The sequence below is a fragment of the Nocardia yamanashiensis NBRC 100130 genome (genome assembly GCF_001613325.1).
Taxonomy (GTDB): Bacteria; Actinomycetota; Actinomycetes; order Mycobacteriales; family Mycobacteriaceae; genus Nocardia; species Nocardia yamanashiensis.
The window spans coordinates 92,704-111,092 of the sequence record NZ_BDCD01000008.1 but is presented as its reverse complement, the minus strand read 5'-3'; the positions used below and the strand labels follow the sequence as shown (position 1 = coordinate 111,092).

Genomic DNA, 18,389 nt, shown 5'->3' with positions numbered 1-18,389 from the left:
ATTCGTAATCGCCTCGAACACAAGGACATCCGATGGCCGAGCTCGACCCCGACTACCGCATGCGCGGACGCCCCGAACTGGCGATGCTGCTCGCCGACCTGTTGCGGCGCGGCTACCTCCGCTGGCGAAATCGCGGCGGGCTCGGCCCCCGGACCGAACTCACCAGCCCGTGACCCTCCGTCATTCCGGCGGGCTCTCAGCCGGAATCCACACGCACCCGATCCCAGACCAGCACCCAACGCAGGGAGCCCCATGACCAGCACAGCCAACAGCCAGCCCGGCACCGCCGACACCGGCGCGGCCCGCGCCCACGCCCGGTCACAGGCTGCGGCCGCGAACATCACCGGCCCGGCACTGCCGGACGGCATCGACTCGGCGAAAGTCACTTTCGCACAACGCATTCCGTCGGGCGGCTACGCCAACGTCGTACTCGCCCGGGGCACCCGGATACGACTGTCGGATCCGGCGGGCGCGGCCTGTGCGCATCTGCTCCTGCTGCGTGACGGATCCCCTTGGGAGCGGCTGAATGTCGCCGACACCGTGAAGGTGCCGTGGCAGGCATACCTGGGCCCCGGCCATCCACTGCTGTCCGATCAAGGCCGGATCCTGGCGACCATCGTCGCCGACACCTCCGCCCACCACGACACCCTGTGCGGCCCTTCGCCGCTGGCCCGGCAGCAGCTGCGCATGGCGGGGTCGAAGCAGGGCTTGGAGCCGCGCGATATCGGCCCGAGCGTGACGTTCTTCCGGGGTGCCCGCGTGGAATCCGACGGCGGGCTCACCCCCACCGGCAGCGCCGGAGCCGGGGCCGCCGTCGAGCTGATCGTTCACCTGCCCGTGACCCTGCTGGTCGCCAACGCACCGCATCCGCTCGACCCCAGCCCGGTCACCGAACTGGACGTCGTGGCCTGGGCCGATCCGGAAGCCCTGGCCCGGCAGCACAATTCCGATCCCGAGTACCTGCGCGCGGTGGAGAACACCGAGCAGGACTGGACCGCACGGACCCTGGAGGCCCTCGTATGATCACCACTCGCACGGTCGTGCTGGACGAGACCGTCCCCGCCAACGCCCCCTGGTCGGCCGTGGTCCGGGCCGGCGAACAACTGGAGATCATCGACCTGCACGGCAATCAGGCCGTGGACTGCCTGCTCTACTCGGCCGCCGATCACGCCGACCGCTACAGCGCCCAGGCCACCGTGACCGCGCAGCGCAATATCTTCCTGACCACCGGCAGCACGCTGCTGACCGATGCGGGCACCGCCCTGATGACGGTGGTCGCCGACGAGGTCGGCAATCACGACACCGTGGCGGGCGCGTGCTCGCAGGAATCCAACACCCTGCGCTACGGCCATCACACCCGGCATCAGCACGCGTGCGTGGAGAACTTCCTCGCCGAGGGCATGAAATGGGGCCTGGGCAAACGGGATCTGGTGTCGAACATCAACTGGTTCATGAACGTGCCGGTGGAGGCGGACGGGACGCTCGGCATCGTGGACGGGCTGTCCGCGCCCGGCAAGACCATCACGCTGCGGGCCGAGATCGACACGCTGGTGCTGGTGTCCAATTGCCCGCAGATCAACAACCCGTGCAACGGTTTCGACCCGACGCCGGTGCGCATGGTGGTGACCCGATGACGACGATGCTCCCGCAACTCTCGGAAACTTCTGTGGCACAGCAGGATTCGGACCCCACGCGAACCTTCTCGGTGCTGCGCCCGGGCATGCAGACGACCATTCAGGACTGGCCGGGGCGCGTCGGCTACTGGCATGTCGGCGTGCCGCCGTCCGGGCCGATGGACGACCTGTCCTTCCGGCTCGGCAATCGCGCCCTCGGCAATGACGAAGGCGCGGCCGGGCTGGAGTGCACACTCGGCGGACCGGCTCTGCGCTTCGACGCCCCGACCTGGGTGTGCGTGACCGGTGCGCCGGTGCCGATCACGGTGAACGGCACGGCGGTTCGGCAGTGGCGCAGCGTGCTGGTGCCGGCGGGCGGCGTGCTCGACGTCGGCATGGTGCGCGGGCCGGGTATGCGCAGTTACATCCTGATCGCGGGCGGCATCGAGGTGGCCGAATACCTCGGCAGCAAGTCCACTTTCACGCTCGGCCGGTTCGGCGGCGGCACCGGTGCGGCGCTGGCCGCGGGCGATGTGCTGCAAGTGGGCGCGGCCGCGGGCCGGGTGACGGCGGGCGTGACCGGCGACGATCAGCCGGTGCTGACCCGCCGCTGGGAGCTCGCGGTAACCGAGGGGCCGCACGGGGCGCCGGAGTTCTTCACGCGCAACGACTTCGACACCATCATCAGCACCGATTACGAGGTGCATTTCAACTCCGATCGGACCGGCGTGCGCCTGGTCGGGCCGCAACCGCAGTGGGCGCGCACCGACGGCGGCGAAGCCGGGTTGCATCCTTCGAACATTCACGACAACGCGTATTCGATCGGCGCGCTGGACTTCACCGGCGACACCCCCATCCTGCTCGGCCCCGACGGGCCCAGCCTGGGCGGATTCGTCTGCCCCGTCACCGTGGTGGCCGCCGAACGCTGGAAGCTGGGGCAGCTCTGCCCCGGCGATACCGTCCGCTTCGTCCCCGTCCGGGCGGACCGCGCCGCCTCGCCGCGCGAACTCGGTGCGGAACGGCGGGCCTCCTGGCCGATCGTGTTGTCCTCGGGCAGTGACGGCGACGACGGCGTACTGGGCCGCCGCGAGGGCGTGGACACCGCGGTGACCTACCGTCGCCAGGGCGATGACGGCGTGCTCATCGAATACGGTGATCTGACACTGGATCTCGAATTGCGCGCCCGCGTGCACGCGCTGCATCAGGCGCTGCTGGAACGGTCGGAACCCGGTATCACCGAGCTGACGCCGGGCGTGCGGTCGCTGCAGGTACGCACCGACCCGGACCGGCTTCCCACCCCCAAGCTGCTGGATCTGCTCGCCGAAGTGGAGACCGATCTCCCGGCGGCCGCCGAACTGGTGGTTCCCAGCCGCACCGTGCGACTGCCGCTGTCCTGGGACGACCCCACCATCCAGGAAGCCATCACGCGCTACATGCACGGTGTTCGGTCCGATGCGCCCTGGTGCCCGTGGAATATCGAGTTCATCCGCCGTATGAACGGATTGCCTTCGGTGGACCAGGTTTTCGACACCGTCTTCGCCGCCGAATACCTGGTGCTCGGCCTGGGTGACGTCTACCTCGGCGCGCCCGTCGCCACCCCGACCGATCCGCGGCACCGCCTGGTGACCACCAAGTACAACCCGGCCCGCACCTGGACCCCGGAGAACGCGGTCGGCATCGGCGGCGCGTACCTCTGCATCTACGGCATGGAGGGCCCCGGCGGGTATCAGCTCGTCGGCCGCACCACCCAGGTGTGGAATCACCGCTCCACCGGAATCGGCGAAGACCCTTGGCTGCTGCGGTATTTCGATCGCATCAGCTGGTATCCGGTGACCGCCGAGGAACTCGGCGACCTGCGCGCCGATTGCGCCGCCGGGAGCTGGGAACCCGAGACCGCGGAGGGGGAATTCCGGCTCGCTGACTATCGCCACTTCCTCGCCGACAATGCGGATTCCATCGCCGAATTCCGCGCGGGACAAGCCGAAGCCTTTGCCGCCGAACGCGATTCCTGGCAGCAGGCCGGGGAGTTCGCCGAAAAGCCCTGAGGGCTCGTCCCGTACACCGCATCGGAGACGACGTCTCCACCGACCATCGCCCCGCCGCCCGCGCCGGAAACGGCGCACCGGGGCCGAATACCGAAGGGCACGCACATGACAGTGTGGATCCACCGCCGCTCCGACAGCGAGATCAGCGCCGAAACCGCCGGCGCCACCGGACCGCTCGCCGGTCTGCGTCTCGCGGTCAAGGACAATGTGGACGTCGCGGGCCTCCCGACCACGGCGGGATGCCCCGAATTCGCTTACACGCCGGTGCAAGACGCGGCAGCCGTCGCGGCGCTGCGTGCCGCCGGTGCGGTGGTGGCGGGCAAGACGAACCTGGACCAGTTCGCCACCGGGTTGGTCGGCACTCGTTCCCCGTACGGCGTGGTGGAGAACGCCGTTCGGCCCGGGTACGTCTCCGGCGGTTCGAGTTCGGGTTCCGCCGTGGCCGTGGCGAGCGGTGAGGTGGATTTTGCCATCGGCACCGATACCGCCGGCTCGGGGCGGGTTCCGGCCGCTCTGCACGGCATCGTCGGCATCAAACCCACGCTCGGGGTGGTATCCACCGACGGCGTGGTGCCCGCCTGCCGCTCCTACGACTGCGTGACCATCTTCGCCGCCGATCTCGGGACGGCGAACCGGGCCATGGCGGCAATGGCCGCCGGCGCGGCCGCCCGGCCCTTCCCCGCGGATGTCCGACTGGCGGCGCCGCCGAATCCGGTGGTCGCGATCTTCGACTCGCTCCCGGATCTGGATCCGCAGTGGCGCAGTGCATTCGATCGCACCGTCGCCGAGCTGCGGGAGGCCGGGGCGCGCATCGTGGAGATCGATCCGGCGCCGTTCCTGGCCGCCGCCCGGCTCCTTTACGATGGGGCCCTGGTGGCCGAAAGATACTCTGCCGTGGGTGAATTCGTGGATTCGCATCCCGATGCCGTGGACCCCACCGTCGGCGCGATCATCAGCGCTGCCCGTGACGTTCCCGCCCATCGCTTGGTGTCCGACCAAGCCGAACTCGACCGCCTGCGCAGCGCCGCCATGTCCGCTCTGGCGGGCGCCGACGTCCTGCTCACCCCCACCGTCCCCGGCCATCCGACCATCGCTGAAATCGCCGCCGACCCCATCGGCGAAAACTCGAAACTCGGTACCTACACCAACTTCTGCAACCTCTTCGACCTCTGCGCCGTGGCTGTCCCCGCCGGGCAGGTCGAGGACGCCCACTTCGGCGTCACCGTCCTGGCCCGCGCCTTCGAAGACGCGGTCGCCTACGACGTAGCCGCCCTCATCACCGGCACCCCCGGCGCCGAACCCGCCTGGCCACTCGAAGTGTGTGACCCCCAAGAACTCATCGTCTTCGGCGCCCACCTGCGCGGCCAACCCCTCGAACACCAGCTCATCACCCTCGGGGCCCGCTGGTCCGGCCCGGTCCGAACCAGCCCCCACTACCGCCTGGCAGCTCTCGACACCACCCCACCCAAACCCGCCGTAACCCGTGTCCCCGAAGGCGAATCCGGCGTCCCCATTGCCGGGGAACGCTGGCTCCTCTCCCCCGCCGCCCTGGGCCACTTCCTCGCCTCACTCCCCTCCCCCATGCAACTCGGCAGCATCGAACTCGCCGACCACACTTGGCACATCGGCTTCAGCTGCGCCGGCGCGGCCGCCCAATCCGCCAAGGACATAAGCGAATACGGTGGCTGGCGGGCCGCACTAGCTGCGGGCGCGGTCGGCTGACGGTTTCGGGTGATCGCCCGCGACCTGCGTGTTCGCCCGAAAGTTGGGATCGGTAGGGGGCGGGTGCCGACGTCTACTTACGGCATGACATTTTCTCAGCCTCCCGCCGACCACCCGCAGTCCACCGGTTTGAACAAGAAGACGAGCGCCATTCTGTCCTATGCCTTCGGCTGGGTCACCGGCATCATCTTCTTGTTCATCGGCAAGAACGACCCGGACGTGAAATTCCACGCCGCGCAATCGGTTGTGTTCTTCGGCGCCGTGTCGGTGCTGAATATCGTCCTGAGCATCCTGGGGTCCTTCCTCGGCGCCCTCGGGATCATCTTCAGCCTCGCCGGACTCGTCCTCGGGCTCCTGACCCTCGTCGTCTGGATCATGGCGATGGTGCAGGCCAACAACACCGGCGGTGTCCGCGCCCCGCTTCCCATCGTCGGAAAGTTCATCGCCCCCTATGCCGATCAGCTGGCCGACTCGGTCAAGTAACCACACACTCGAAAAACCCACGGCCCGAGTTTCGCTCGGGCCGTGGGTCGTTCACGTCGGCTGTCGCGCCGCGGCCCATTGTGCAAAATTGCATTTTATGCCCTGGTCGGGGACCTAATACCGTCGAATTCATGGAACGCAGCTTTGATTCGGCCGAGGAACTTTCGACTGCTTTGCGTGCGGGTGCGGTGACGTCGGTGGAGTTGACCGACGAGGCGATCGCCCGCATCGAGCGCGAGGACAAGGAGATCAATGCGATCTGTGTGCCGGACTTCGATCGGGCGCGAGCGGCGGCGCGGGAGGCCGATGCGGCGCTGGCGCGGGGTGAGGATCGGCCGCTGCTCGGTATTCCGGTGACGGTCAAGGAGTCGTACAACATGGCCGGGCTGCCTACGACCTGGGGCATGCCGGAGCATCGGGACTTCGTGCCGGAGCAGGACGCGGTGCAGGTGTCGCGGTTGAAGGCGGCCGGTGCGGTGATCCTCGGCAAGACGAATGTGCCGTTGGGGCTGCAGGATATCCAGAGCTTCAACGAGATCTACGGCGTCACCAACAACCCGTGGGATCACGCTCGTACCTCGGGCGGGTCATCTGGCGGGTCGGCGGCGGCCTTGGCATCCGGGTTCGGTGCGCTGTCCATCGGCTCGGATCTCGCGGGTTCGCTTCGCACGCCCGCTCATTTCTGCGGGATCTACGCGCACAAACCGACGGTCGGGCTGGCTGCCACGCGCGGCATGGTCGCGCCGCCCGCTCCGGCTCTTCCCACCGATCTCGACCTGGCCGTCGTCGGCCCGATGGCGCGTACCGCGCGCGATCTCACCCTCCTGCTCGACGTCATGGCCGGACCGGACCCGCTGACCCACGGCATGGCGTACCGGGTGACGCTCCCGCCCGCCCGCCACGAACGGCTCTCCGATTTCCGAGTCCTGGTCATCGAAGACCACCCGTTCATCCCCACCGGATCCGCGGTGCGGACAGCCGTGAACCGTGTCGCCGACGCGCTCGCCGACAGCGGCGCCCGCGTCGAACGACACAGCCCCCACCTGCCCGACTTGGCCGAAGCCGCAGCGCTTTACCGACTCTTCCTCTTCTCCGGCAACTCCGCCCGCTTCCCCGTCGACGCCTACGAGCAACTGCAAGCCCAGGCCGCCGCCTTGAACCCGGCGGACCAAAGTCTCGGCGCCGCACTGGTGCGGGGCATGGTCCTCACCCACCGCGACTGGCTGGAAGCCGCCAACCGCCGCGAACTCCACCGCCACGCCTGGCGGCGCCTGTTCACCGAATTCGACGCCGTCCTCTGCCCGATCACCCCCACCCCCGCCTTCCCGCACGATCACGACCCCAACCTGCCGGAACGCCGAATCACCATCGACGGCAACGACTACCCGTACTTCGACCAGCTCGTCTGGGCGGGCCTTGCCACCATGCCCGGCCTGCCCAGCACCGCCATCCCCACCGGTTCGTCTCCCGAAGGTTTGCCGGTGGGCGTCCAGCTCATCGGCCCGATGTTCGAAGACCGCACCCCATTGCGTCTGGCCGAACTGCTCGAACAGCGGATCGGCGGCTTTCGAACCCCGACCGTCGATTCCGGCCGTCAGGGCCCCGGAGCGGTTGCGGGCTAACGGATCTCCAACTGGTAGGTGACTTCGACCCAGAAGCCGCCGGGCTCGTACTCGCCACCGAAGGTGAGGACGTAATCGCCCGGGGCGAGGTCATCGAGGCGGACCCAAAGCCCCCAGGCCTTGGCCTTGAACCGCCCGGCTTCACCGAAGGGTCCGCCTGCCGCCGCCGTGACCCGAAATGCCTTGCTGTTGTTCACCACTCGCACGGGCAGCGAAACGCCGTTGAGAGCGGCATGACCGGTAGCCGCGGGCGCAACCGGCACTTCGCCCCGCGCGAAGAATCCGTCCGGAACCTTCTGGAACATATTGAATGCCGGAAAGAAAATCGGCCGCCCATGCGGCACCGTGCACCGCCGCTCGGCCCGCCCACCGAAAGTCCCCGCCAGAAACCACACATCCGCCGGCTGATCGATCGCGGCGAACTCCCCCGTCTCGTCCACCACCGGATTCTTGGCATTCGGCACGGACATAGCCCACTGCCACCACCGAGCCGCCAATTCGACGTCGCTACTCGCCATCTCCACTACCCAAACCCTCGCTGCATAATCGAACCAGCAGGAGGCTATACGAACCATCCGGTCTGCGCCGGTCCGCGCGGAACAGGATCGGCCGGAAGGATATTCGATGCAACCCTGGGTGACGATCTGCCTACCACCCGACGCACTCGCCGACCTGAAAACCGCGATCGCCCAAGCCCTGGCCCCTTTCGACCGCCACCAAGGCTTCCCCCACCAAAACATGTGGACCACCTGGCAAACCCGCCCCGCCGAACCAGCAGCCGGCTTCTACGTCCGCCCCGGCCACGAAAACGACCCCCGCCTGATCCACGACGCCCCCAACCAATTCGGCATCACCCTGATCCCCACCCCCCGAGAATGCGCAGGCGGCCCCAAGTCCCTCCTCAACATCCCCACCCACAACCTCTCCCACCCCGACATCCTCACCCTCGACGGATGGTGGATCGAGCCGAACGGCACCCACCGCTATAAGGACAACGAATCCAACCCCCCGCCCCCACCCACCGACATCGAAAACTACCTGGATTCCTTACCGGACGACACCGTGCTCGTCCGCGTCTACTGCCATGTTCGAGGGTCGGAGCTACGAACGCGGCATTCCCCCATGCGGGCTGTTGAGCACTAAGGGGGCCGAGCCTTCCCGCAGGTAGCCGAACTGCGGGAAGTACTCGATGTGCTGGTGTCCGCCCACGGTCATGGCCCCCACCTCACGAAGGTCCTCCGCCAGCAGCACACGACTTTCCCGATCGCCCACCACCACCAACACCCGCCGCGACTCATCGACCCTGATCAGAACCCCTGGACCAGCATCCGAACGAACCTCGACAGCAACAAGCTCCTCGGTCTCGACTCTCCCCTCCCCCCTGACCACCACGGCAGCAAGCTCCACGAATTCCGAAGCGGCACCACTGATGTCGACCATCCCGTCACTGAACTCCTCGACCCGCAAACCTCTCCTATGACAACAGCGCAGCCAGTTTCACCCATCAAACGCACTATTCTGCCGAATGGAGGGTGTCCAGCTGGCGGCTCTACTCGTCGTCCTCGTCCCACCCGTTCTGATCTTCCTCATCCTGATCGTCCCGAAGCTGGTCCAGCCACCGTTGATACAGCGGACCGTTGAACACCAGATTGACCGCCCCGGTCAGGGGCGTCAGGCTGATCACGACCTGAGGTAGTTCCCAGGCGGTCTCGATCTCCAGTCCGCTCGTGTGCCATGTCGGCGAGCCGAGTCCAGCAGCAAGTGAATCGCGAACTCTCGAATAGTGTTCTGCCACTTCAGCATCAGCAGGTGGTTGCGCCCCCACGGGGCTGGTCGCGACATAGGCGGAGATGAACTCGATATCCTGACCGGCTTTCCTCAGCGCGGGAACGCGATGCAGACCGGTGAAGACATACGAGACCGGTTCGGGGACATCGAGGTCGGTCTCCAACGACACCAGCAGATCGCTGCGGCTCACCTCGCGCCAGCCGGTGACCTCGCAGAGGCGGCGAACATCTCGCCTCGTCCAGGTCCAATCGAACTCCGCTGCAATACGAGCGATCCGCACAGCGCCGTGGAGATCGGCGGACATCGTCATGGTTCTCCCCAGGGACACGCGGATGGATCGACAAGCCTTCGTACAAGATCATCTGCTGCGAATGCATGTGTCAATCCAGAACCGCACTCAAATGCCGCCTACAAGGCGGGTGAGGTCACTTGTCTCTGAGCCGAAACCCTGGAGGCCGGTCCTCCTTGTCGATCTGTTCGATGTAGTTCTCGGCGGCCCGACTCTCGGTCAGGTCGTACCCCGGGAGCATCAGATCCCCGTACGTCCGCGGTGGCGCGTTGGTCAGCTCGCCACGTCGCTGCCGACGGCGGATATTCCGGAACATCCACCAGCACCCCATCAGCACTGCGGCCAGCGCAACGAGCGTCAGGAGAAGGCCCATGTGATCGACCCTAGCCCCGCTCATTTCCAAACGTCCGGAACTGCCGCATACCGCGCCGGGCGACCCGTCCAGTATGGACCCGCGAAAAATGAACAGACCCAGGTGAACTCGGGTCGGTTCAGTATGCGCTCATGCCAGCGGGTTCAAGCGGTCATCGCAGCACTCTGGCTGTCGATACCCACCACGTGGGATCCACGTGAAGTAGCGCGAATTGGCGTCCGGCGGAGTTCGGCGACCTCATTTACGATCGTCGTGGCGGCCATCAGGTCGCGCAGTTGTCCCATGATTGGAATCGCTTTGCTCGTCTCGAAAATCGCTACCGGGCTCGCCGCCGCGGGTGCTGCCGTTTTGTTCGCCGTCCCCGCCTCGGCATCGCCCGCGGCAGAGCTTCAGCCGGTCGCGGGACCCCACAACTACGGCCCGATACAGGACGCGCATTTCGGGTTCCTGCTTATCCAGCGGGATGGCATTGAGGCGTTTTCCGGCATCCTCTCGGATTTCCCGACCATTTCCGAGGGTGGCCATGCGGTCTGCAATCTGCTCGCGAGTGGCCTGTCGAAGCCCAAACTGGCCGAACTCATCAGCGAGGCTCCGGGCGAGTTCGACTCGGCGATGGCCTTCGTAAACGCCGCCGAGACTGCCTATTGCCCTGGCTGATGCCGGGGCATGGCCGGCCCGACCCGAAACACTCGCCGCATCCCCGCCGACTCGCGTGACGAAAACCGAATGACCCCGAATTGCGGTCGCACCAACGCGTACGACGCACGGTCATGATCCGAAATTTGTTGCGTGCGAGCTGGACACCCGGTGCAAGGGCGGCAATGATCTATCGGTCGGTGCCGTTCGTCTCAGGGGTTGGGTTCATGTCGTTGTTGGGCAGGGCCGCGCTGGTCGCGGTGCTTCCGATTGCGGGTGCGCTGGTGGTCGCGGGGAGCGGGACGGCGCAGGCGGCCGGTGATCTGTATGGCGCGATCGCTATCTACCAGCAGAAAACCCCCGGCACCCCGTGGGAGCACCACACCGGTGTTGTTGTGGCGGTGGACTATCCGTCGCAGGCCGCCGCGGACGCCGCTGCTCTCGCCGGGTGCACCGTCGACCGCTGCACCGTTTTCGCCCGAGTCCACAACGAGTGCGGCTCGGTAGTCGAATACGACACCTGGACAGCATGGTCGAATGCTGTGGAGCCGGTCTACTACACGGGTCGTGGCCCAACCGCCACTGCGGCGGAAAATGCTGCCCTGGACTTGGGAAACCGGGGCCTGGGCTTCCCTACCAGTCTCCTTTTCAATCTCGGTCTCGCTCGAGTCGTCGCACCGCTGTCGGTCCTCGACACCATCTGCACCTCGAACGCCGGCTGAAACTTTTTGCCGCCCTTGCAGTTTCGGCGGACTCGACCAACCGGACCCGTCCCGGTAACGCACTACGCGGCTACCGGCGGCTGGGTGTCGCCGGTAGCCGAGGGGCGTGCGTGGGTCATCGATTGAACGGCGTGCGCAGTGTGGTGATCGAATCCCGGCGCTCGTAAGCGATCCAGGCGAAGATCGCGGTCAGCGCCAGCGGGAATGGAGCCAGTCCAGGGGTGCCGGTCAGGAAGAGGTTGAAGCCGGCGGCCAGGAAGGTGACGATCGCCAAGCCGATTGCGGCGGGTGACGCCAGGCGGGGCACCATGAGCCCGACGCCGCCGGCTACCTCGGCGACCCCGATGAAGACCAGCAGCGCCAACGGGATCGAGAAGGCGGTGGCGTTGGTTTCCATCAGCGTGTGCGGGATGACGAGCTTGGGCCCGCCGGAGGCGATGATGAAGAACAGGCCGAGCACGATCTGCAGGGTCCACAGGACGCGGTGGCGGATCTTGCCGGGGGCGGTGACGGTGGTCGCGGGGGCGGTGATGGCGGTCATTTCTTGTTCCTTGGTCGGGTCGGTCGCGCCGGGCTGGCAGTGCTTTCAGGTAATCAGTGCACGACGTCGAAGATGTTGAGCTGCAAGCCGTTTGCATAGGCCTGGGATTGGACGAGCTGGAGCTTCCGGGTGTCCTTGTCGGTGGCGGAGAACATGCGCTTGCCCGCGCCGAGCAGCAGCGGGAACACCACTAGGTGGTAGCGGTCGATCAGCCCGGCGTCGGACAGGTCCTGGTTCAGGGCAGCGCTGCCGTGGATGATGATCGGTCCGCCCTTGGTCTCCTTGAGGGCGGCGACCTGCTCGATGGAACGCAGGATCGTGGTCTCGCCCCAGTTCGTGACCAGATCCTCGTCGGCCAGCGTCGTGGAGACGACGTACTTGGGCATCGACTTGTAGTCGGCGAACTCCGCCATGTCCGGCCAGACCGGGCTGAATGCCTCGTAGCTGACCCGGCCCATCAGGATCGCGGTCGCTTCCCGCTGTTCACGTCCCTTGATCTCGAAGGCGTCGGGGATGAACTCGGTGTGCTTGAAGGTCCAGCCGGAATTGCGGTAGCCGGGCTCGCCACCGGGCGCTTCGACGACACCGTCGAGGGAGATGAAGGCCGAGCTGATCAGGGTGCGCATCGGATGTCCTGTGGGTTGAATTCGATCTGGACGCTGTACAGAAGAGAAGATACACAGACTTTCTGGACGGTGTCCAGTTATAATCTGAACGTCGTCCAGAAAATGGCTTGACCAGGGAAGAGGCACTACATGAGCGAGAGTGCGGCGCAGCAGGCGCGCCGAAGTACGTACCGGCACGGCGCGTTACGCGAGGCACTGCTCGAAGCGGGAGTGGCGATGGCGCGGGAGGGCGGCGGACCGCAGGCGATCGTGCTGCGCGAAGCGGCGCGGCGGGCCAGTGTCGCCCCGAACGCCGCCTACACCCATTTCAAGGATCGCGAAGCGTTGGTGCAGGCCGTGGCGCGGTACGCACTGGCACGGCTCGCGGCGACCATGGTCGCCGAGCAGGAGGCGATTGCCGGCACCGGCGATCCGGCCGCCGCCGCACGAGCCCGATTCCACGCCGTCGGAATCGGCTACATCCGCTTCGCCCGCGAGGAACCCGGCCTGTTCCGCACGGCGTTCGCGACCCAGCACGATGTCTCCGCCGTCGCCGAACCCGCTGCCGCCGGACCCACCGGACGATCGGCGATCGAACTGCTCACCGAATCCCTCGACGGCCTGGTCGAAGCCGGCCTCCTATCACCCGAAAACCGCCCCGGCGCAGAGTTTCTCGCCTGGCCCACCGTGCACGGACTGGCCTACCTCGCCGTCGACGGCCCGCTGCGTTTCCTCGAACCAGCCCAACTCGACGACCTCACAACCAGATTGGTGGAGATGCTCGACCGCGGGATATGAACAATGGAGCCGCGTGGTGCGCGAGATTGAGTAGCTCGCTCAGAGTAGCCGCGGAGCACGGAGGGTTCCGTACGACTCAGGAACTCGTGCTCGCGAATGGGACGACGTTGTGGGGGATGCTGCGGCCGCGCTGAACGCGGTTGCGGGCCTCTCTTTCGATTCGCGCGCGAATCTCGGCGACGCTGTGACCGGGTCGGCTGTTGGCTCGTGCCTCGTGGCAGGGGCGGCGCATCGGAGGCATGGTTGCGCCTAGCAGCAGACCGGCCAGGACTCCGGAGGTTGCGCAGATGAGTTCTCCGATCATTGTTCGCGCCTTCGGGTTTCGGGATCTGGGTGATCGCCGGTGCGGGGCGCCCAGATATTCCAGGTAGTGCTGCCGCGCTGCAGGTAGGGCACGAGCTTGGTGAAGTAGCGCTTGACTTCGCAGTCGTCCGGGCAGTCGCGGTGACGGTCGAGAGCATGTTGTGCCACAGCGAGATTCAAGACGGGATGGTCTGGCATCTGGTGGAAGCACGGATTGTCGCCCATCGGTCAACTCCCGACGTGAGGGGTGTCGGCCGGCACGAGGCGCCCGGATTCGATCAGGACACCGCGTGCTTGGGCTTTGGCGGGGCATACCGAGACGGGACAATGCTTGTGCTGCTGCATGATTCGGTGAGCGCGTGAGAGCGTCAGCGTATTTGCCGGGACGGCGGTGTGGCTGACGGGCGGAAGGTCGAGCATCGCGAAAACCTCCAATGGCTGCTGGTGTTCGATGATCGGAGTTGGAATTCGACAGTGGCGACATAGCGGACATTTCGGCTGCTTGTCTGATCGAATTCCGTTTATCGAAGCCAACTTCCGGTCTACTCCGCGTAAGAGCGGCTTGGAAGTTCCGTCTTGTCGAAATCAACGTGAAGGTGCCAAACTTTCAGGGCGGATACTTCCAGAATTCAGCCCGTTCGATAGCGAGGCTAGGCAATGGCTGGTTCCACCCTGGTGAGCAGAGCACTCGGCCGGATGTTGGCCCAATACCGCAGACGAGCTGGGATGACCGCCTATGCGGCCGCCCAGATCGTCGAGACCTCACAGCAGACCCTGGGTCGCATGGAAGACGGGCTGAAGTCGAAGGTGCCTCAGCTATGGATCAATGCTTTTGCCGACGCTTACGGCCTGAGCGATGACGAGCGGCGGGTATTGATCGGTTTGGCCCAGGAGCTCGCCTCTGCCCAGAAGAATTGGTGGCGCGCGTACACGGACGAATTGCGCTCGGGATTCGACCATTACATGGGTTTGGAGAGCGCCGCACGCAAGCTTGCCACTTGGAAGGTCACGCTGGTTCCCGGCCTGCTTCAGACGCCGGAGTATCGACGGGCGGTCATCTGGCTGGAGTCGCCGAACCTGCCGCCCGAACAGGTCGAAAAACGGATCACGGTTGCGATGCGTCGCCAGAACCGACTGGAGGAAACGGGTTTCGCCATCGAGGCACTGCTGTTCGAAACCGTATTGCGAGATGAGGTCGGCGGACCGGCGGTGATGGCGGACCAACTCCGCCGGCTCGCCGACATCGGCTGCCGGCCGGACGCTTCGGTGCGGGTCGTACCGTTCAACGCGAGAACGCATCCTGGTTCTCTGGTCGGATCCTTTGTCCTGCTGGAGTTTCCGAAGCTGCCGGCAACCGGGATCCAAGAACCCCCGGTCGTCTATGTGGAGGGTTTCGCAGGGGACCTGTATCTGGAACAGGAAGCCGAAGTGAAGCGCTATCGCGATGCCTACACGGAGATCAGCCGGGTAGCGTTGGACGCGGAGGCGAGCAGACAGCTCATTTTGTCGATAGCCGAGGAGCACACCCAGTGAACACCGATCTGACGTCAGCCCACTGGTTCAAGAGCACTCGGAGTCATGGCAGCGGCGAATGCGTGGAGACAGCGCATTTACCCGGCGGCTCGGTGGGTGTGCGGGACTCGAAGCTCGGTGAGGAGAGCCCAATCCTGGTGTTTCGAGCGGCGTCGTGGGATGTCTTCGTAGACAGCCTTCGCGTGGGGGCATTCGATATCTAGGGCTCGTCTGCGGCATCGGGTTGCCGGTCCTGGGATCCGATGGTTCCCTTACTACCCGGATCCCATCGGGTGATCCGGGTCGAACTGCTCGGCAACGATTCAGGATTGATGTAACCGATAAGGCTCATGCGAGCAGCCTGAGCAGGAGCACCGACGCCGCTGCGCTACCCGCGCGTCAGGGCAGGGTCTGCAGGACTGCCTCGGATTTGTAGGTGGTCTTGCCGGATCCGGCACTGTCGCATTCCCACAGCACCGTCGAGTTGGCCGGGAAATGGAGATCGACGGAGGCTTGCCAGGGCACCGAGTCCAGCATCGCGGAGCCGGTCGATGCCTGCTGCTTGGCCACATTGGCCGACAGATTGACCAGCGGGAGGAGACTCATGCCTTTGCATGTCCAGGCCGAACCGTCCGCGGGCGCATCGACATGGATCACGCCGGCCGGCATGAGGGTGATCGTCGGCGGCTGCGGCGCGGACGCGCTACCCGTGCCGGCGAATCCTGTTCCCGCACCGGAGATCCCCGAAGACACCAGCGCCGCCGCCAGTACTCCCACCCGGAAAACGTTTCGTACCAACATAACTCCCCATTCGATAACGCGCGCCGAACACAGCGCGCGGCAGCAAATGTACTCGATCGTCCGGCAGCACCGCGAGGAGAGCTCGACGGGTGCCCGCCGATACGAGACCCGGGCCTCCGGCGCGGTTGCCGGCATATCGGTTATTTCGTCACCTGGGCGGCTTCGGGGTGGGTGGCGTCGCGGATGATGCGCAGACTGGTCACCAGGTCTTCCAGCTGGTCGGGGGTGAGCAGACTGGTGAACCCATTTGTCTTGGTCTGGTTCGCCAGGTCGGTGACCGGTTCAGCCCTGCGGCGAGGTAGCGGGAACCGCTGCGATGGCCTCGATTTCGCAGAGCACGCCGGGGCGGGCGAAGGCGGCGACGGTGAGGACGGTGATGGCGGGAGGCGGGGCGGTGCGGGCGCCCCAGATCTCGAGGAAGGCCTCGTAGCCGTCGCGGACCGGCTCGCCGTCGGCTACGAACATGGTCCATTTGACGATGTTCTCGAGGTCGGCGCCGGCTGCCAGGAGGCAGGCTCGGACGTTGGTGAGGGCTTGGCGGGATTGTTCTTTGAGGGTCGGGCCCACCAGTTGGCCCGACGCGTCGATGCCGTTCTGGCCGCCCACGTAGATGGTGTCGGCGGCCGACGACACCCGGACCGCCTGGCTGAAAGCCGGGCTGGCGGGTAGGGATTCGGGGTTGATGTGGGTTACGAGGCTCATGGGGGCAGCGTAGGCAGGTCGACCGACAGGGTGGGCTATTGCGTTACCTGCGCGGCTTCGGGATGGGTGGCGTCGCGGATGATGCGGAGGCTGGCCACCAGGTCCGCGAGCTGGGCGGGGGTGAGCAGGCTGGTGAACCATTTGTCCACGCCGTCCAGGTAGGCGGGGAGGACGCGCGCTACGCGGGTGGCGCCGGCGGCGGTGAGGACGGCATAGGAGCTGCGGCGGTCGGCGGGGTCGGGTTCGCGGCGTACGAAACCGTTGCGTTCCAGGCGATCCACCAGGCGGGTGACGCCGCTGGTGGAGAGGTTGGTCTGGTTCGCCAGGTCGGTCATACGGAGTTTGCGGCCGGGAGAACGGGTCAGGCGCATGAGGGCGTTCAGGTCGAGGCCGGAGAGTCCGTTGCCTTTCCAGGTGGACTCGATTCTGGCGAGGATGCCGTCGTGTGCCTCGTAGAGGAGGCCTACCGCGGTCAGGCGAGGGTCGTCGAAGAGCTGTTTGGTGTCCACCTGACCAGCGTAAACCATGAACTTTCAGTGCGGATAGTTGACACGCGGAACAATTCTTGTAGATTGTTGACAACGCAATATTCCGCACAGCAACTAATGGAGGTTCCGATGAGCGAGGCGCAGCGGCAGTGGGTGGCCGGGTTCCGGGCGCCGCTTGTGAATCCGGCGGAGCGGATTCGACTGGCCGCGCCGCGTGGATTCGACAGGGAGACGGTGCGGCAGGTGGCGCATCTGGCCGGGGGTGGGTCGGCGGTGCGGGTGCGGTTGACCAACCGGTACTCCGAGCACGAACTGGTGATCGGGTCGGCGCGGATCGCGGTGCGCGACAGCGGCAATGCGATCGTGGCGGAGACGGATGCGGCACTGCTGTTCGACGGCGCGGCCGAGCTGCGGATTCCGGCGCACGGGGACGCGATCAGCGATCCGGTCGAGCTGCCGGTGACCGCGGGCACGGATGTGGTTGTCAGCCTGTACTTCCCGGCGGCCACGGGCGACACCGCTTTCGCGCACATCCCGGTGGAAACCAGCTGGATCGCGGCGGGCGACCGGACGGGTGCGATCGCCCTGCCCGACGCCGCCGAGCACACCTCCCGATTCGTGCTGACCGGCGTGGACGTCCTCGCCGACGCCGGGACGCCGGTGCTGGTCGCGTTCGGTGACTCCTGGTTCGAGGGCGTCGGTTCCACGCACGGCGCGAACCGGCGGTCGGTGGATCGGCTGAACGCGCGACTGCCGTTGGGCTGGGCGGTGAATCAGGGCATCGGCGGGAACCGGCTGGTGACCGATCAGATCGGCGAGCGCGGGCTGGCGCGGTTCGAGCGGGATGTGCTCGCAGTGCCGGGCGTGGCGGCGGTGTGGGTGAACTTCGGGATCAACGACCTGATCCTGGACGATGCCACCACGCCCGCCGAGCAGCTCATCGCCGGGTACACGGAGCTGGCACGGCTGGCGCACGCGGCCGGGCTGCCGATCTACGCCAATACCATCGGCCCGTTCGGTGGCGCCTACTACCCGAATCTCAATGTGGCCGAGGGAATTCCGGTGCGCCGCCAGGTGAACGAGTGGCTGCGCGGCACCGACGTGTTCGATGCCGTCTTCGATCCCGCCGCGGCGGTGGAGGATCCGGAGCGCCCGGACTTCATCCGCCCCGAATTCGATTTCGACGGCATGCATCTCAATGACGCCGGCCACGACGCCATCGCCGCATCGGTGGATCTGACCGCTCTCACCCTGACCCCGCGGCCTGGTCTCGCCGGAGCCCATTAACCCCGCTTCTCGACGAAAAGCGGGCAGATCCGGGTGGCTCGGTCCCGGCATCTGCCCGC

The 18,389-nt window shown here is 66.3% G+C and carries 24 protein-coding genes; 14 read left to right on the top strand and 10 right to left on the bottom strand.

The annotated features are described in order from the left end of the window. Positions 1-32 precede the first annotated feature (32 nt). From NY1_RS42700 to NY1_RS08720, 7 genes are all read left to right on the top strand, one after another. A complete protein-coding gene (locus NY1_RS42700) occupies positions 33-173 on the top strand; it encodes a hypothetical protein (RefSeq protein ID WP_157762124.1) in 141 nt (46 codons plus the stop codon). 79 nt (positions 174-252) lie between these two features. Further along, a complete protein-coding gene (locus NY1_RS08745; RefSeq protein ID WP_067710299.1) occupies positions 253-1,023 on the top strand; it encodes a DUF1989 domain-containing protein in 771 nt (256 codons plus the stop codon). After that, complete coding sequence (locus NY1_RS08740; protein WP_067710297.1) at positions 1,020-1,634, top strand: urea amidolyase associated protein UAAP2; 615 nt, start codon at positions 1,020-1,022, stop codon at positions 1,632-1,634. The genes NY1_RS08745 and NY1_RS08740 overlap by 4 nt, the downstream gene beginning before the upstream one ends. Before the next feature lie 5 nt (positions 1,635-1,639). Continuing rightward, entirely contained in the window at positions 1,640-3,658 is a 2,019-nt protein-coding gene (locus NY1_RS08735) for a 5-oxoprolinase/urea amidolyase family protein (RefSeq protein WP_084534785.1), read from the top strand. Positions 3,659-3,745: 87 nt separating this feature from the next. Then, positions 3,746-5,380, top strand: a complete 1,635-nt coding sequence (gene atzF, locus NY1_RS08730; RefSeq protein ID WP_084534784.1) for an allophanate hydrolase — start codon at positions 3,746-3,748, stop codon at positions 5,378-5,380. An 84-nt stretch (positions 5,381-5,464) separates the two neighbouring features. Next, complete coding sequence (locus NY1_RS08725; RefSeq protein ID WP_067710293.1) at positions 5,465-5,863, top strand: DUF4870 domain-containing protein; 399 nt, start codon at positions 5,465-5,467, stop codon at positions 5,861-5,863. A gap of 131 nt (positions 5,864-5,994) precedes the next feature. After that, the gene (locus tag NY1_RS08720) at positions 5,995-7,485 is read left to right on the top strand and encodes an amidase (RefSeq protein WP_067710291.1); all 1,491 of its coding nucleotides are present in this window, start codon (positions 5,995-5,997) and stop codon (positions 7,483-7,485) included. Here the strand turns inward: NY1_RS08720 and NY1_RS08715 are convergent. After that, on the bottom strand, positions 7,482-7,925 hold the full coding sequence (locus NY1_RS08715) for a hypothetical protein (protein WP_157762123.1): 444 nt from the start codon (positions 7,923-7,925) through the stop codon (positions 7,482-7,484). The genes NY1_RS08720 and NY1_RS08715 overlap by 4 nt on opposite strands. Positions 7,926-8,109: 184 nt before the next feature. On the opposite strand from NY1_RS08715, the gene NY1_RS42695 reads away from it, so the two are divergent. Continuing rightward, a complete protein-coding gene (locus NY1_RS42695; RefSeq protein ID WP_157762122.1) occupies positions 8,110-8,628 on the top strand; it encodes a hypothetical protein in 519 nt (172 codons plus the stop codon). Here NY1_RS42695 and NY1_RS08705 read toward each other — a convergent pair. The 3 genes from NY1_RS08705 to NY1_RS43610 all read right to left on the bottom strand — a co-directional run bounded on the left by NY1_RS08705 (position 8,587) and on the right by NY1_RS43610 (position 9,935). Further along, on the bottom strand, positions 8,587-8,952 hold the full coding sequence (locus NY1_RS08705) for an Imm32 family immunity protein (protein WP_169815322.1): 366 nt from the start codon (positions 8,950-8,952) through the stop codon (positions 8,587-8,589). The genes NY1_RS42695 and NY1_RS08705 overlap by 42 nt on opposite strands. A gap of 82 nt (positions 8,953-9,034) precedes the next feature. Then, positions 9,035-9,583, bottom strand: a complete 549-nt coding sequence (locus tag NY1_RS08700; RefSeq protein ID WP_067710285.1) for a DUF6301 family protein — start codon at positions 9,581-9,583, stop codon at positions 9,035-9,037. A 115-nt stretch (positions 9,584-9,698) separates the two neighbouring features. Then, positions 9,699-9,935, bottom strand: coding sequence for a hypothetical protein (locus tag NY1_RS43610; RefSeq protein ID WP_169815321.1), 237 nt, complete (start codon positions 9,933-9,935; stop codon positions 9,699-9,701). A gap of 282 nt (positions 9,936-10,217) precedes the next feature. Here NY1_RS43610 and NY1_RS43605 point away from each other — a divergent pair, with 282 nt between their 5' ends. Together NY1_RS43605 and NY1_RS08685 are read left to right on the top strand one after the other, a co-directional pair. After that, positions 10,218-10,592, top strand: a complete 375-nt coding sequence (locus NY1_RS43605; RefSeq protein WP_067710281.1) for a DUF732 domain-containing protein — start codon at positions 10,218-10,220, stop codon at positions 10,590-10,592. 206 nt (positions 10,593-10,798) lie between these two features. Further along, positions 10,799-11,293, top strand: coding sequence for a DUF4189 domain-containing protein (locus NY1_RS08685; protein ID WP_169815320.1), 495 nt, complete (start codon positions 10,799-10,801; stop codon positions 11,291-11,293). A gap of 115 nt (positions 11,294-11,408) precedes the next feature. Here the strand turns inward: NY1_RS08685 and NY1_RS08680 are convergent, their stop codons facing one another. Next, positions 11,409-11,834 carry a DoxX family protein gene (locus NY1_RS08680; RefSeq protein ID WP_067710277.1) on the bottom strand — a complete coding sequence of 142 codons (426 nt, stop codon included), beginning with the start codon at positions 11,832-11,834 and terminating at the stop codon, positions 11,409-11,411. 53 nt (positions 11,835-11,887) lie between these two features. Further along, positions 11,888-12,460, bottom strand: a complete 573-nt coding sequence (locus NY1_RS08675) for a dihydrofolate reductase family protein (RefSeq protein WP_067710275.1) — start codon at positions 12,458-12,460, stop codon at positions 11,888-11,890. 129 nt (positions 12,461-12,589) lie between these two features. Here NY1_RS08675 and NY1_RS08670 point away from each other — a divergent pair, with 129 nt between their 5' ends. After that, on the top strand, positions 12,590-13,237 hold the full coding sequence (locus NY1_RS08670; protein WP_067710273.1) for a TetR/AcrR family transcriptional regulator: 648 nt from the start codon (positions 12,590-12,592) through the stop codon (positions 13,235-13,237). A 300-nt stretch (positions 13,238-13,537) separates the two neighbouring features. Here the strand turns inward: NY1_RS08670 and NY1_RS41835 are convergent, their stop codons facing one another. Then, positions 13,538-13,765, bottom strand: coding sequence for a hypothetical protein (locus NY1_RS41835; protein ID WP_084534781.1), 228 nt, complete (start codon positions 13,763-13,765; stop codon positions 13,538-13,540). A gap of 432 nt (positions 13,766-14,197) precedes the next feature. On the opposite strand from NY1_RS41835, the gene NY1_RS08660 reads away from it, so the two are divergent. Further along, a complete protein-coding gene (locus tag NY1_RS08660; protein ID WP_067710270.1) occupies positions 14,198-15,073 on the top strand; it encodes a helix-turn-helix domain-containing protein in 876 nt (291 codons plus the stop codon). After that, positions 15,070-15,276, top strand: a complete 207-nt coding sequence (locus NY1_RS08655) for a DUF397 domain-containing protein (protein ID WP_067710268.1) — start codon at positions 15,070-15,072, stop codon at positions 15,274-15,276. The genes NY1_RS08660 and NY1_RS08655 overlap by 4 nt, the downstream gene beginning before the upstream one ends. Positions 15,277-15,451: 175 nt before the next feature. Here NY1_RS08655 and NY1_RS08650 read toward each other — a convergent pair whose 3' ends face one another. The 3 genes from NY1_RS08650 to NY1_RS08640 all read right to left on the bottom strand — a co-directional run bounded on the left by NY1_RS08650 (position 15,452) and on the right by NY1_RS08640 (position 17,064). Continuing rightward, positions 15,452-15,853, bottom strand: coding sequence for a hypothetical protein (locus NY1_RS08650; protein ID WP_169815319.1), 402 nt, complete (start codon positions 15,851-15,853; stop codon positions 15,452-15,454). A 282-nt stretch (positions 15,854-16,135) separates the two neighbouring features. After that, entirely contained in the window at positions 16,136-16,555 is a 420-nt protein-coding gene (locus NY1_RS08645) for a RidA family protein (protein WP_067710265.1), read from the bottom strand. Positions 16,556-16,590: 35 nt separating this feature from the next. Continuing rightward, on the bottom strand, positions 16,591-17,064 hold the full coding sequence (locus NY1_RS08640) for a MarR family winged helix-turn-helix transcriptional regulator (RefSeq protein WP_233434256.1): 474 nt from the start codon (positions 17,062-17,064) through the stop codon (positions 16,591-16,593). 108 nt (positions 17,065-17,172) lie between these two features. On the opposite strand from NY1_RS08640, the gene NY1_RS08635 reads away from it, so the two are divergent. Then, a complete protein-coding gene (locus NY1_RS08635; RefSeq protein WP_233434255.1) occupies positions 17,173-18,330 on the top strand; it encodes a GDSL-type esterase/lipase family protein in 1,158 nt (385 codons plus the stop codon). The last annotated feature ends 59 nt before the right edge of the window (positions 18,331-18,389 follow it).